Here is a 13,554-nt window from a genome sequence, read left to right on the forward strand (position 1 = left end):
TGAACGAATATCCTCATCTGCTTCCCAGATGCCTTTCATATCATAATCTTCTGTTCTGCCGCATGGAGAACCGCATGATTCACAGTCCGGCACCAGTTTGTGCTTCTCCTCATGCACACGATCAATCAGAGTATTAATGGTTTCATTATTAAAATTCACATTTGTGACGGTTGTAAATAATCCCTCGATAATGACTTTATCAGTGGAAGGTCCCGGTACATTTCCCTCTGCTGCACGGGCAAGACCGATGAGTGCCCCTGTCAGTTGATCCTGAAGCTGTGCCGTATCCGCCTGCTTGCCACAGACACCTGCTCTACCTGTACATCCGCCGCATCCGGCTGTCTGCTCACACTGAAAACAAAACATATTATTTTCCATTGGAATACCTCCTTGACTTTATGCACCTATCATAGTATACTTTGCCCAAAAGTTACGTTGTAATTCCAACAAAAGGAGCTCTTTTATGAGAGAATATTTTCCAGTGATAAAAAAATCAGCACTTTTTCAAGGTATCTCTGAGGATGATTTAGATGGCATGCTGACCTGTCTCGGAGCACGGACTGCTTCCTATTCAAAAAACCAGCCGATTTTCTGGGAAGGGGAACCGGCAAGTCTTATTGGTGTTGTATTAACCGGCAAAGTCCAGATTGCCAAAGATGATTTTTTCGGCAACCGCAATATCATTTCCATGATGGAGCCGTCACAGCTCTTTGGCGAAGCTTTTGCCTGCGCCGGCATAGAAAAACTGCCGGTCACTGCAACCGCAGTTACCGACAGTGAGATTCTTCTGCTGGACTGCCGCCGTGTCATCACCACCTGCGGCAATTCCTGTGAATTTCATAATCGGATTATCGCCAACCTTTTGCGTATTGTTGCCGCCAAAAACATTATGCTGAATCAGAAGATTGAACTGACTTCCAAACGGACCACCAAGGAAAAGCTGATGGCTTATCTGCTGATGCAAGCCAAACAAAATAAAAGCCGAATTTTTGCGATTCCTTATGACCGCCAGGAGTTAGCGGATTATCTCGGTGTCGAGCGCAGTGCTATGTCCACAGAACTCAGCAAATTGCGCCGGGAAGGCCGGATAGATTATCATAAGAACCAATTTAAAATATTAGAATAGCTTTACTTTTTTATCTCGTCTGTTTCTACAATAAAACGTACACTTCCGGTTTTTCCTTTTTCAAGACCGGAGAAGTTAACCATATACAGCAGGACAATCATCATGCCTCTGTCACTGCCCATATCTTCACCGGTAAAATTAATCGCCTGATTCAGATAACGCGGTGTATAGCTGTCCAGTACAATAGTGCTATTGATATCTGACATCAAATCATCCGACATTTCTTTCTCTTCTATGTTGTTCTTTGGCGATTGATTGTATTTCCATGCATACTGCCAGGTCATTTTAGACTGATCCATCTGTGCAAAGCCCTTCTCAGTCACAATGGCCACCCCAAACTTGATCGCATCAAACATTGAATCATTATTGTCCGAGAATAATGCGCTGTAATCAGACAATGCCACCAATCCTGTCACTCTCCAGCTGTGATCTGTTGATGCAATCACATCGCCTACTTTAAGACTGTTGTTGTCCGCATACATTCTGTCGATGGCAATTTCGTCCGATTTCTCCGGCATACTTCCTTCCATCAGACATACTTTATCGACGTCCTTGCGATCTGGAAAAATTCGAAGCGTACTATCATTCGTCACTAACGTTTCTTCCACATAAAACAAATCATAAAGTGTCACTCCCAGAGCTTCAACATTCTTCTTCTGAGCCTTGTTCATCTGTTTTATAACTGTGAAATGGCCGTCTTCTATATTGTATTTCTCAAAACTTTCATTATATGCCGTCAGCATACTGCCATCTGCCACAAGGAAACCGGAGATGTATTGTAATCCAGCGCGCCTGTCGATTCATCACACAGTAGAATATCCGGATTTTTGACTATGGCTCTGCCGATGGCCGTTCTCTGCTGTTGTCCGCCGGAAAGCTGGTTCGGCAGCTTATTTCTATGGTCGTAAAGCCCCAGTGTATGTAAAAGTTCATCCACATCCAGCGGCTTCTCACTGAGATAAGCCCCGACTTCTACATTCTCCCTGACTGTCAGATTCGGGATCAGATTATACATCTGGAAAATGTAACCCAAATGCTTTCTGCGATACAATGTCAGCTTCTTTTCTTTCATATCTGCCATTCTTTCACCTCGAATGCAGATATCCCCGCTGTCTGCCTGGTCAATACCGCCGATAATATTCAAAAGTGTCGATTTGCCCTATCCTGTCAAGTTATATCCAAAAAAAATTGTCGATTTTTGCAATTAAAAGAAACCATTCTTATCGCTTCTTCTGTACTGGAAAAGGATTTTTCCTTTCCAACTCCTGTCCCTGCATTTCCATCTTTTTTATAAAGATGTGCTGCTGGCTGTCAGTTTCATATTGAATTGCCACACCAAGACCTTTTTTCATAAATGCAGCAACTCCCATATCTACAAAAGCCTCCTGCCCTTCTTTCTCCTGAAAACTGATTTTAGGGAAAGCCCCGGATAATTTTTCCCTAATATACAGTTCCATTTTTTCCAAACTCTCAAATGGCATAGCCTGTACTCTTTGTAATAGCTCCTGCAAACGTTCCTCTCTCATAATACATCTGCAATGATCAACACCAAATACCATAGCAAGGCTGTGTCCGCAATCCCAAGATACATGAATCTGTCCGGCATCATCTACAAACTGTACGGTTCCTAAATCACCGGGACTCAGTTTTACATACGGATCAGCTTCCATATCTTCCAACTCTACCCGACACCCCGGTGGGTACATATTTCTTAACACAATTCTTTCCGCATTACTTATCACTGTTTTCTTCCTTTCTCCAATCCGGCTACCGTCCCAAAGACTTATCTGGGACATTTCCCTCCAACAAATACTCTCTTTCTTTATTCCATTCCAGCACCTTTTCCATAGCAGCTTCCAACTGGTCTTCTGTCGTTTCTCTTGTATAGGTTCTATATTCCTGAAAATAGTCTTCCAAAGTGTTCTGCTGTATCTCCAGTTCCTCTTTATCATAACAATCCGGCTCTTCCAGCTCCTTCAACTCCTGCAAGATTTCCCAGCATTCCAAAACACTGTCTATCTCCCGCATTTCAAGCAGATAAGATAAAAATGTTTCCTCTGGCATAATACTGAAATAGCACCGGTCAAACCATTGCTCAATATACATGCGTTCATCAGAACCATTGGTATGTGTACCACAAATCAAATCTGCAACAAAGTTTTCAAATAGTTCACCGATTGATAGCCCAACTTTTCCAGACTTCCTACAGAGCTCTTCTACCTCATCTTGATACAACCTGATAGAAATAGTCCGCTTCAGGCTTTTTTCATAGGGTTCTATATCTTCCCCTGTCTCGCAGAAATGCAGATATGTATCCGTATAAATGTTTTCCATATCGCAAAATCTCCGGCTCATTGCCACATAATCTTTACTTTCCCGGTCCCATTCCAGCCGGTAATGATGTTCCCTTGCATGTTCCTCTAAATCTTTCCGTATGATATTTCTGGTTGCTTCCGGCAACTCCGCAATAAAAATGCTTGTATCTGGAACTGCTAATACTCTTTCTTTTACCACATTTGTCCTCCTTACTTGTAACTATTTCTTGCACGCGGCAAATTCCCCAGTACGTCCATATAGAGGATAATTCCCTGCGAGTCCAGATGTACGGTAATAAATTTCTGTATTTCCTGTAACAGATCATGATCAGAAAACCCAGCCTGGCAGCCAATAAAATTCCTGATTTTTTCTACAATATCCCGTTTACGGAACTCTTGTAACACCAGAATCGGAATCGTGTGCTGACCTCCCATAGCATTATATGCTAGCTTTTTTCATAGTCTTTCCGTAAAATATGTTTCAAGATACATGGCTCTTCTCCCCTTCCTTCTTTTCTAAATTTTCTTCTAAATAAAAGAAGAGGAAGGCACCGCAGCGTTTTCCTCTTCTTTTATTAGTCTTTTCTGACTGTATAATCGTATTATAAATTACTTAGCATTACCGGCTGAAAATTTTTAATATCTAACCTTTTTGCAAAATATTCCATATTATCTAAATCACTTTCTGAGAAATATGAAATATACCATTTACACGAATGTAATACTCTCTTTCTAATCTCAACAAAATAATCCATATCTACAGAAGATAACGAATGACCTAATATAAATATTTCATTTATATTTATAAGAGAGTCAAAAAAATTTTGATTCATTTGTATAATACCAAACGTATCTTTATATGTCTTTTGAAAATAGGCTTTAATGATTTCTTTTGTTTCAGTTATTCTAAAATCTTCATCATCATCTTGTATATATATTCCATGTTCTTCCGCTGCATTAAATGGAGAAACAGCTCCGTACTGAAAAGTAGAAATATCATGATGTCCCACTACAAGTTTCTTACTGCTCAGGGCTTTTCCATGAATGTATAAAATATTCTCAGCAGGTACTTTATATGCTCTTTCTAATGTATCCGTATAATTAAAATTTAGAATCTTACACGTATTATTTATTATACGCTTTGATACCAAAGGTAAAACGTTTGTATCTATTTGCTCAATCCATTTCTTAAAATAATATGGAATATAAGATGCAAATGCCAAATCCTGCTCAACCATAAATTGAAAGTCATGATTAGCACTGTCTTTCCAATTTTCGTCACCATAATCAAGATAATATGAAGCATTTTCTTCTTGCACTTGATATTTATCTAATTCGCCTAAAGCCATTTCAAATTGAAACCACAATTCTTCTTCTGGTATATATTTACATATAGCTTCATAAAATTCACGAGCATATATTCTCAAATACTCCTTAAAATCATAATACGAAGTGGGCAAATTGTGTGCCCGATCAAAACCATTTCCTATAATAACCAATCTGTCCAATTTCTTTTCTCTCCTAGTAAATATGTTCCAAAAATGTTTGCACTGCTACACAAGCAGCTGTTAGACTTCCGATAAAAGCTGTTAAAGATACTATTAACGAAGAAGCCATTTCTAGCAGATGTACAATTCTGGAAACATTTTGATTTGTACTATTAGGAAACAGTAATCTCCTTACCTTCTGTATTAAAAAATAAAATGTTTTAATGAACGAGATAAGTATATAACACAAATAGGAACACACGATTATGCCCCCTATGCAAAATCCTATATCTCCCAAGTGAGATCCTTTTTTCCAATTAACAAGAATATAATGTATCTCCCAAGAAAATATAATTAAAACAGAAAATGCAGTAATGGCATGGATGCTTACTGTAACTATCTTTTTCTCTTTAGTTTCTCTCGATAAAGCAGGAAAACTAATAAACCAAAATGCAATACATGTTGCTCCTATTGATAAACGTGTTTCATTTGCTCCACCACTATATAAGGCTGGATATGCACCAATCGTTAACATTAAACATCCCATTAACAACAAACCCATATTAAGACTAAGTGCTATTTTCCTTTTATTTTCACGTATCAATGTACCCATTTTAAACATCTCCATTCGTATTCTATTTCTAAGTTAAATTATTAACCTATCATATTTTCTTTGGTTTTTATATTACTTTTAATGCTTATTTTTCTTTATATTTTATTGTACCACTTTTTCAATAATCTTCCTATATCTTATTTTCATAATGATGTCGAGAACCGCCAATACTCTTTCTTTTACCACATTTGTCCTCCCTGTTTGTAAACATTCCTTGCCGCCGGCTGGTTTCCCAATACGTCCATATAGAGGATAATTCCCTGCGGGTCCAGATGTACGGTCATAAATTTCTGTATTTCCTGTAACAGAGCATGATCGGAAAATCCAGCCTGACAACCAATAAAATCCCTGATTTTTTCTACAATGTCCGGTTTACGGAACTCCTGTAACACCAAAATCGGAATTGTGTACTGCCCTCCCATAGCATCATAGGGCAACGATTTCCGTAATTCTTCTAAGAGATGCCGGTAATAATCAACTACCACCTGGTCTGTTTTCCACGCTTTTTCCTCACAATCCCGGAGTAAAAAATCATACTCTTTTTTTGCCTGTTCCATTTCTTTCAGGATTTCTACTGCCTCCACAGAGCAATACCCTTTCTCTTCTATCAGCTCCATCAGTTCTTCCATAGAATATGTTTCAAGATACATGGCTCCTCCCCCATCTTCTTTGCCTAATTTTCTCCTAATACAAAGAAGAGGAAGACACCGCAGCGTTTTCCTCCTCTTTTATGAAATCTTTTTCTCTACCGGAATCCAGGACAATAAGCTCTCCCGGTTCTTTCTTATTCTACTGCTTCCAGAAATTCGTCCCTGTATTTCCATACAATTTCAATATGTTCCGGATCATAAAAATTTATGACTTCAATCAGCTCATGCAGAACTTCATAAGACAGCTCTTCCAATCCCTTATATTTTACAAAAAGTTGCAGTCCCTCTGATTTCTCCTTTTGTTTTTCCTCCTCCCCCTTTAAAATTTTTGCTTCTATCTCCTGTATCTTTTGCTGATAAGCTGCTATTTTCTCCATATAGGTTTGTTTTCGTGCCAGGTAATCCTTCAAAGAAATCTGTTCTTCTACATATTGTTCATATAGTTCCATTTTCTCCTGTTTGCAAAGTGCCAGCTTCTTTTCATATTGCTTTTTCCGATACCGGAGTTTCGGAATATTCAAAGTCTGATTGGCTTTCTTTAACTGCTTTATGGTATCCTCTGCAAGGGCTGCCTGCTGTCTTATCATAATTAGCACCAGTTCTTCCAACTCTTTCTGCTTATATTTCTTTGGATAACAGGAAGCATTGGGGGCTGTCGTAACACTTTTACAATAAATCGGCTTTTCTTTGTATTCTGTCCGTATCCGCATTTTCCGACCACAATGCCCGCAGCGGATCAGGCCTGCAAAAATATTCTCAGAAGACGGTGTAGACCCATGATATTTTCTGTCCTTCTGTACCATGTCCTGGACCTTCTGAAGCTCCTGCTCCGTTACAATCGCTTCGTGTCCTCCTTTTACGCAAATCCAATCCTCTCTTGAAATATATCGGTACTCTCTTTTTGACGGAACCCTGGTTTCTGTTTTCCCTCTTACCGTCAGTCCTGCATAAACCGGATTAAACAAAATCAGCTTTACTAAATTTCCGTCCCAGAATTTCACAGATTTCTTTGCTTCCGGCGCCCAGCCTTTCCTTTGAAGATATACGGTAGGTGTTTCAACTTCTTTTTTATTCAGGTCCCTGGCAATGTCTGCATAGGTCTTTCCTTCCAACCTTTGGTCGAAAATCCCCCTTACAACGGAAGCTGCCTCCGTATCCAGATGAAGTTTTGTATGAACACCGTCATGGAAGCAATATCCGTATGTTGGGATTGAACCATGATATTGTCCCATTTCAGCCTGTTTCCTCATAACTTTTTTGATATTGTCGGAACAAATCTGGGGATAAATCCCATTGATTAGGTTCTTAAATTTAATCTCCGTATCCTTTCTTTCGGAAGGTTTCTGGCTGCTGTCATAAAAATCATTGATTGAAATGAAACGCACCCCAAGGAACGGAAATATTTTTTCGATATAGTTTTGTGTTTCTATGGTATCCCTTCCCAGGCGGCTCAAATCTTTGACAATGATACAGATCCGTTTTCTCCTGGTAATCAGCCCCATCATGCGCTTAAATTCCGGGCGGTCAAAGGTTGTACCGCTGTAACCATCATCTACAAAGAAGAAAACCTTTGCCCCTGCAAATTCCGGCTGTTTTTCTACAAAATGCTGGATCAAAAGCCTTTGATTTTTAATGCTGTTGCTTTCCTCCATTTTTTCTTTATCATCTCTGGAAAGACGCAGATAAGCAAAAATAAAATCATACTGCATACGGAAGACCTCCTTCCATATTGACCAGTTCTTTTTCCAGCTCCTTTTCAAATAAATCCCCAAACCAGAACACGATTTCCACATAGTCTTTGGAATATACCGTAATCTTTTCAATAAAGCGGTCAGCAATCCCTTTCTCTATCTTCTGGAATCTTTGGTACTTTAGAAGTTCCTCTGTCCAGTCCATTCTTGCCTTCACCTGATCTAACAGGTTCTGTCCACGAAGCTGTACCTGCTTCATATTCTGCTTGGCTGCTTGCTGTTCTTCCTGATAGATTGATTTAATCTCCTGATATTCCTTGCAGTCCAACAGTCCGGTAGCATAATGCTCAAACAAGATTTCCAGTTTTCTTCCATATTTCTCATACTTCTGTCTGGCATTTTTTATTTTTTCTGCTACCTCCTGCTCCAGCTTTTGATAAAACTCTGCACCATAGGTCTTCTTACTTTCCACAGCAAGCTGGATCTGGTAGCGGAGTGCTGCCTTGACTGCCTGATTGATGTAGATTTCATTCACCGTGCGGAAACATTCCGTATGATCTGTAAGGGAAAAAGAAGGGCATTTATAAACCATATATTTATGTTTCTCATTGCCTCCGCTCCTGCACCTTCCAAGGCGTTTTCCGCAATGTCCACAGAAAATTCTTCCCTTAAAAGAACCATCTGCCCCCTGTTTTTCTTTTGGGTTTGCAGCCCAGTTATCTAACGTATCTTTCCAGCGTTCCTTTGCAATTTCCTGTGCTTTTTCATAAATCGCCCGTTCCACAACTGCTTCCCAGGCATTTTCACACACTTCCCACTGCTCTTTTGGTATCATCTGAAGAGGAATATTCTGTGCAAGCATCTGTTTTGTTTTCCCATAAACAGCAGCACCAATGTAAACGGGGTTCTGTAAAATCTTCCTGATACCGTCTGATCTCCATAACCGCCTTTTTTCCGGCTCCTTTCCCTGTTTCCTTTTCTGATAGCTGTCCTCCGGTCCTAATACCTTTCTGCCATTCAGTTCCCTTGCTATATCATAGCTTGACATTTCTTCAAACACATACCAGTAAAAAATCTGCAGGATTATTTCTGCCTCCTCTGGTTCCGGCACCAGCTTCTTGCTGTTTTCCTCTGCCCTTTGGTATCCATAAGGAGGTCTGGAACCCCAGAACTCTCCCCGCTCCCTGGACAGCCGGTGTGCCTGTACCAGTTTCTCTGAAACTTCCCTGGCATAATAATCATTCATAAAGTGCTTCAAAATATTGGTGGTCCGGTCTTCTACACAAGCCGGGTTCGCACTGTCATATTCGTCCATAACGGAAACAAACCGGATATTTAAAGTTGGGAAAATTACATCAATCAAATCTACAGCATCTAAGGCGTCCCTTCCAAACCGGGCAAAATCCTTTACAATGATGCAGTCAACCTTTTTATTTGCCACATCTTCCATCAACTCTTCAAATGCGTTCCTTTGGAACGTTGTACCTGTCACACCATTATCCGCATAGACTTTTACCACCAGCATTTCCGGGTGTTTCTTTGCGTAGTCTTCACAGATCTGTTTTTGGATATAAATGGAATCCCTTCTGCCATGCCCTCCGTCCTTTTCGGAAAGCCTTACATAAATATAGGTTCTCAGATACTTCATTTCCGGCTTGCTGCTTTGTCTTTTCTGTCCTCTTTTGCTTACCTTAGGCACTTGCTTCCGCCCCCTTTCCTTTCAGGAAGGCTTCCACATGCTGATCCGGCTTTGCTCTATTTACCGTTTCCAGCAGTCCCAATACCTTTTCAAATTCATCTTCAAACCAAAAATGAATGATAATGCGCTTCTGCTCATATACCTCAATCCGTTTGACCAGGTTTACCAGCATTAAGCGGTCCACTTCCGTCCGGTCCCGGTATTCCAGAAAATATTCCAGCCACTCCTGCTGTTTTTCAAGGGTTTCCTGCAAGTTTCGGATTTCCCTTTGCTGGCACTCCATTGCCTGCCGGATTTCCTCTAAAGACTGGTCATACTTTGCTTTGAAGGTTTCAAATTCTGTCCGGTCCAGGATTTCTTCTGCAAAACTGTCATACAGTTTTACTTTAATGTTTAAAATCCTCTGGCTCTCCTTTTCCAGCATCTCCAGTTTTTTGTCTTCTTCCAAAAGCCGCTGTCTTGGGATTGAGGCAGTTTTTACATACGCCAGTATCTCTTTCAGCTCCACCAGAACAGAAATATAATGCAGGATTGCCTCTGTCACAGCTCCTACCAGTTTTTTCTCACTGATACTATGGGAACTGCACTGCTTTTCATAAAGGGAAGTCGAACATACATAATAGTGGTGGACTTTATCTGGGCTTTTCAGTACCATGCTTTCTTTACAGTCCCCACATTTTACCAGGCCTGAAAGAAGCGCTAGCCCCTTTGCACCTCTCATGGTATCCATTTTCATCAGGTTGCCCACCACTTCATATTGGTGTCTATTGATAACCGGCTCAAAAGCATTTTCATACCGTATCCACTCAGCTTCCTCTTTGTGGATCACAACCTTTACTTTATGGTTTGGCGTTGTGGTTTTTCCCTGTATCAGCACTCCGGTGTAGCGTTCATCAAGAAGGATACGACGCACCATAGTTGGCATCCAGACCGGTTTTTCCGTCAGACGGAACCCTGTCTTTAATTTCTGTTTTAAATATACCTGCTTATACCGAAGAGGCGTCAAGATCCCACGCCGGTTTAATTCTTCGGATATATCCGTCAGGCTGTAGCCCTGCATTTTCATGTGGTAAATATCCCGTACAACAGAAGCTGCCACTTCGTCCATGACCAGCTTATGTTTATCCTCTTCGGATTTCAGATAACCATAAAAAGCAAAAGGCGCTACACACTGCCCGGCTGTCATTTTGACATACAAATGGGAACGCACACTTTTGGAAGTATCCGCAGGGTAAAGGTCATTGATTAAACTTTTAAATCTCAGGGTAAGGAAATCACGATTTGGCGTGAGGCTGTCATAATTGTCATTGACAAGGATCAGGCGCACACCCATTTTCGGCAGGATACGTTCCACATACTGTAAAACACCGGAAAAGTCCCTTCCATAACGGGAAAGGTCTTTGACAATAATACAGTCTGCTTCCCCCTCTTCCAGCATACGCAGCATTTCCTGAAAACCGGGGCGGTTAAAGTTTGTGCCGGTATATCCATCATCTACACATTCTTTTACCACCTGAATTTCAGGGTGGCTCTTTAAAAAGCTATGGATTAGTATCCTCTGGTTTGATATGCTGTCGCTTTCCCTGTTATCACCATCTTCGTCAGAAAGGCGCAGGTAAACAACCGCACGATAGATTTTTTTAAGTATTTGATTTTTCATTGTATTCGCTCCTATCATTTAGATTCGTCAGCCGATTCCCTAAATGATAGAGGCTACTGGGTCCTTGCCATCATCCTACCATAGTCCAGAAGGTTTGTCCACCCTGTAATCTGCCAACAATCCGCTTTCTTCCCTATCCCTGTCGTGGCTTTACCATTTCATCTGCACAAGGCTTTGCATGGCTTCCTCTATGGTACGGTTGGTAGAAGCAAACCCAATCTTTATGGTGATCCCCTTATATTTCAGAAAATAAGGGTTCTTTCCGGACTCCAGGATTTCCCGGACCTTCTCCGGTTTGCTCTTTTTTACATCAATCTTCAGTTTCTCTACATCTTGTATCTCTTTCGGGTCAATGTCCTCAAACGTCATTTCCCGCATCTTCAGCAGTTCTTCCCGCGAGAGCATTATATCCCTTCCCTGGTACAGCAACTGCACAGATACGCATCTAAGTCCTGCTCAAATTGTTCCTGTTTCTCCCAGGTGTGCATTAAATACTGTTTCAGTCTGGCATAATCTAAAATCCCATAACCGATACAGTCTATCTGCACCTGAAAAGACTGGAGCAGTTCCATAGTCTGTAAAATTTCTTCCGGACAATAGGATAACCTGCTAAGCCCGGATACCACAATCACATCAATCATGCCTTTTCCTGCAAGCACTGCCAGCCTCTGCCAGTTTTCTTTTTCTATGGAATTACCACACCCTACACCTTCCAGTAAAGTAACCACATGGTATGTCTGCTGTTCACAGTAATGCAGGCTTTTTTCTTTTTCATAATACAAAAGCCCGGCACATGGAATGGGAATATCCAGATACACTGCCGCCCGCTGGGGACTGTTCCTATTTTCTATCTCTTTTTTTCCTTTGCAGATCCATGCAGGGAATAACATTCCTCCCTGAAAGATCTCTTTATCTTCTGAAAACAGTTTTTGTAACATCTCTCTATTCATTGCTCTGCCTCCTCTTTCTTTGGCTCCTGTTTTCATTCCAGGGCTATAAAGAAACCGGCGTTTCCCCATAGCCCTAAAATGAACCCATTTTACACACCATACTGGCAGGGCTTTCCCTGCCAGCATGTTTTTTATTTTCTCACCCCGGTGTGAACGGGAGCATGTAGGACCGGCCCGGCTGGCCGCCTGACACCCTGCAGCACCCTTTCCCGCTGCAGCATGTCCCAGACGCTACCCTGGTTGCAGTGTTTTATGCAAAGGTATCATTATCATTCGGCTTTCAGACTGCCTGCCACCCACAGCCTATGTCCGGGCGCTGCTCACACTTTCCCTTCATCTTCTACGATTCCTTGTTTGATCCGCTTCTTTTCTGCCTTACCTGCTGCCACTGCGGACAAGTGTATCTTCGCACAGCTCATGACCCTGCATCATACAAAATAGAATGTGCCGAAATGTTTTGTGTCCTTTAAGATATTTCTATAGATTAGCGTCAGAAATGACACGTTTGTTTTAAAAAAATATCACCATACTGATATTCAGTTTTCAAGGTTCTTCCCGGCTGAAAACATCAGCCTGCCAAAAGACACCATAACCCTGATGTGTTTTGGCAGACTGTTTTCGGTCTGCATTTCTCTTTATTTTTTTAACCGGATAATCATATCTGCCCAAAATTCCGTACATGCCTGCCGCATCAACTCCAAAAGCCGGTCTTCGGTAATTCCCGTAATCACGTTCTCTTCTTTCTTTTCCGGTTTTGGTTCCGGTACTTCCAGTGCTTCCTCCCGTATCTTCATTGTGAGCATGGATAAGGAAGGGGAATTGGCACAGTTGATAAAACCGATATAATGGTTCACCACATCATAATCACCTCTGCAGCTTCGGACAATATCAAACGCATGGCGGATTGCCCGTTCTACCCGCTGCCCTGTCGTGCCATGTTGCTGGGCCACCTTAAAATACAGATATGTCGTTTTAATCTTGCTGTCTTCTTCCAGAAGCAAAACACTGTCTACAATATAGCCAAATCCTTTTACATTGGCAGGCATTCCCATTTTAAATAATACTGCTTCCACCTTTTCTCTTGATAACATTTCCCTTTTCCTCCCTATCTGTATTCTCACTTCCTGCTGTCTTGCTGATATTTCTTTAGCCCTTTCTTAATTCCCTCTATGGAATAGATCAAAAGGTTAGTTTCTCTTTCATCACAATCCTGTACCAGATACCAGATTTTTTCCTTCAACATCATATCTTTTTTCGCTGTACCCATGTGTATAAAGTGTTCTTTTATGGGAATATCCATAGCTTCCAACAGCCGGATATAAGTTTTCATTCCCATAAGTCTGGCATGTGTTTCAATCTTCGC

Annotated in this window: 14 protein-coding genes and 2 pseudogenes; 1 reads left to right on the forward strand and 15 read right to left on the reverse strand. The window is 41.1% G+C overall.

Annotation, left to right across the window (positions count from 1 at the left end):
* Positions 1-378: pseudogene (locus WMO25_RS07030) on the reverse strand (hydroxylamine reductase); the annotation flags it as partial.
* 85 nt (positions 379-463) lie between these two features.
* Between WMO25_RS07030 and WMO25_RS07035 the strand changes: the two are divergent.
* Positions 464-1,126: a Crp/Fnr family transcriptional regulator gene (locus tag WMO25_RS07035; protein WP_349084730.1), complete on the forward strand. Its 663-nt coding sequence runs from the start codon at positions 464-466 to the stop codon at positions 1,124-1,126.
* 2 nt (positions 1,127-1,128) lie between these two features.
* Here WMO25_RS07035 and WMO25_RS07040 read toward each other — a convergent pair whose 3' ends face one another.
* The 14 genes and pseudogenes from WMO25_RS07040 to WMO25_RS07105 all read right to left on the reverse strand — a co-directional run.
* Positions 1,129-1,884 carry a hypothetical protein gene (locus WMO25_RS07040; RefSeq protein ID WP_349084732.1) on the reverse strand — a complete coding sequence of 252 codons (756 nt, stop codon included), beginning with the start codon at positions 1,882-1,884 and terminating at the stop codon, positions 1,129-1,131.
* An 11-nt stretch (positions 1,885-1,895) separates the two neighbouring features.
* Positions 1,896-2,285, reverse strand: a pseudogene (locus WMO25_RS07045) (ABC transporter ATP-binding protein); the annotation flags it as partial.
* Between the two features lie 61 nt (positions 2,286-2,346).
* The gene (locus tag WMO25_RS18930) at positions 2,347-2,844 is read right to left on the reverse strand and encodes a DUF4314 domain-containing protein (RefSeq protein ID WP_435384302.1); all 498 of its coding nucleotides are present in this window, start codon (positions 2,842-2,844) and stop codon (positions 2,347-2,349) included.
* A gap of 49 nt (positions 2,845-2,893) precedes the next feature.
* A complete protein-coding gene (locus tag WMO25_RS07055; protein WP_195956084.1) occupies positions 2,894-3,640 on the reverse strand; it encodes a hypothetical protein in 747 nt (248 codons plus the stop codon).
* Positions 3,641-4,043: 403 nt separating this feature from the next.
* On the reverse strand, positions 4,044-4,949 hold the full coding sequence (locus WMO25_RS07060) for a bacteriophage abortive infection AbiH family protein (RefSeq protein WP_021651973.1): 906 nt from the start codon (positions 4,947-4,949) through the stop codon (positions 4,044-4,046).
* Positions 4,950-4,962: 13 nt separating this feature from the next.
* On the reverse strand, positions 4,963-5,541 hold the full coding sequence (locus tag WMO25_RS07065; RefSeq protein WP_044961781.1) for a hypothetical protein: 579 nt from the start codon (positions 5,539-5,541) through the stop codon (positions 4,963-4,965).
* 179 nt (positions 5,542-5,720) lie between these two features.
* Positions 5,721-6,191, reverse strand: a complete 471-nt coding sequence (locus WMO25_RS07070; protein ID WP_044961779.1) for a hypothetical protein — start codon at positions 6,189-6,191, stop codon at positions 5,721-5,723.
* Positions 6,192-6,325: 134 nt separating this feature from the next.
* Positions 6,326-7,900 carry a recombinase family protein gene (locus WMO25_RS07075; protein WP_021651970.1) on the reverse strand — a complete coding sequence of 525 codons (1,575 nt, stop codon included), beginning with the start codon at positions 7,898-7,900 and terminating at the stop codon, positions 6,326-6,328.
* On the reverse strand, positions 7,890-9,581 hold the full coding sequence (locus WMO25_RS07080) for a recombinase family protein (protein ID WP_195956085.1): 1,692 nt from the start codon (positions 9,579-9,581) through the stop codon (positions 7,890-7,892). The genes WMO25_RS07075 and WMO25_RS07080 overlap by 11 nt, the downstream gene beginning before the upstream one ends.
* Positions 9,574-11,241: a recombinase family protein gene (locus WMO25_RS07085; protein ID WP_173724837.1), complete on the reverse strand. Its 1,668-nt coding sequence runs from the start codon at positions 11,239-11,241 to the stop codon at positions 9,574-9,576. Before WMO25_RS07085 ends, WMO25_RS07080 begins: the two co-directional genes overlap by 8 nt.
* Positions 11,242-11,391: 150 nt before the next feature.
* Positions 11,392-11,646 (reverse strand): DUF6870 family protein, encoded by a 255-nt coding sequence (locus WMO25_RS07090; RefSeq protein ID WP_072448128.1) that lies wholly within the window; start codon positions 11,644-11,646, stop codon positions 11,392-11,394.
* On the reverse strand, positions 11,646-12,191 hold the full coding sequence (locus WMO25_RS07095; RefSeq protein WP_158555572.1) for a recombinase family protein: 546 nt from the start codon (positions 12,189-12,191) through the stop codon (positions 11,646-11,648). The genes WMO25_RS07090 and WMO25_RS07095 overlap by 1 nt, the downstream gene beginning before the upstream one ends.
* 635 nt (positions 12,192-12,826) lie before the next feature.
* The gene (locus WMO25_RS07100; protein ID WP_117689893.1) at positions 12,827-13,282 is read right to left on the reverse strand and encodes a sporulation initiation factor Spo0A C-terminal domain-containing protein; all 456 of its coding nucleotides are present in this window, start codon (positions 13,280-13,282) and stop codon (positions 12,827-12,829) included.
* A 26-nt stretch (positions 13,283-13,308) separates the two neighbouring features.
* A partial coding sequence (locus WMO25_RS07105) for a hypothetical protein (RefSeq protein ID WP_349084734.1) occupies positions 13,309-13,554 on the reverse strand: 246 nt, incomplete at its 5' end.

It is taken from the genome of Coprococcus intestinihominis (assembly GCF_040096555.1).
GTDB classification, from domain to species: Bacteria; Bacillota; Clostridia; order Lachnospirales; family Lachnospiraceae; genus Coprococcus_A; species Coprococcus_A intestinihominis.

Bases quoted from the DNA above. Each gene is read 5' to 3' on its own strand.
- WMO25_RS07075 (WP_021651970.1), bottom strand. From the start codon at position 7,900: ATGCAGTATGATTTTATTTTTGCTTATCTGCGTCTTTCCAGAGATGAT.
- WMO25_RS07095 (WP_158555572.1), bottom strand. From the start codon at position 12,191: ATGAATAGAGAGATGTTACAAAAACTGTTTTCAGAAGATAAAGAGATC.
- WMO25_RS07085 (WP_173724837.1), bottom strand. From the start codon at position 11,241: ATGAAAAATCAAATACTTAAAAAAATCTATCGTGCGGTTGTTTACCTG.
- WMO25_RS07100 (WP_117689893.1), bottom strand. From the start codon at position 13,282: ATGTTATCAAGAGAAAAGGTGGAAGCAGTATTATTTAAAATGGGAATG.
- WMO25_RS07090 (WP_072448128.1), bottom strand. From the start codon at position 11,646: ATGCTCTCGCGGGAAGAACTGCTGAAGATGCGGGAAATGACGTTTGAG.
- WMO25_RS07065 (WP_044961781.1), bottom strand. From the start codon at position 5,541: ATGGGTACATTGATACGTGAAAATAAAAGGAAAATAGCACTTAGTCTT.
- WMO25_RS07035 (WP_349084730.1), top strand. From the start codon at position 464: ATGAGAGAATATTTTCCAGTGATAAAAAAATCAGCACTTTTTCAAGGT.
- WMO25_RS07070 (WP_044961779.1), bottom strand. From the start codon at position 6,191: ATGTATCTTGAAACATATTCTATGGAAGAACTGATGGAGCTGATAGAA.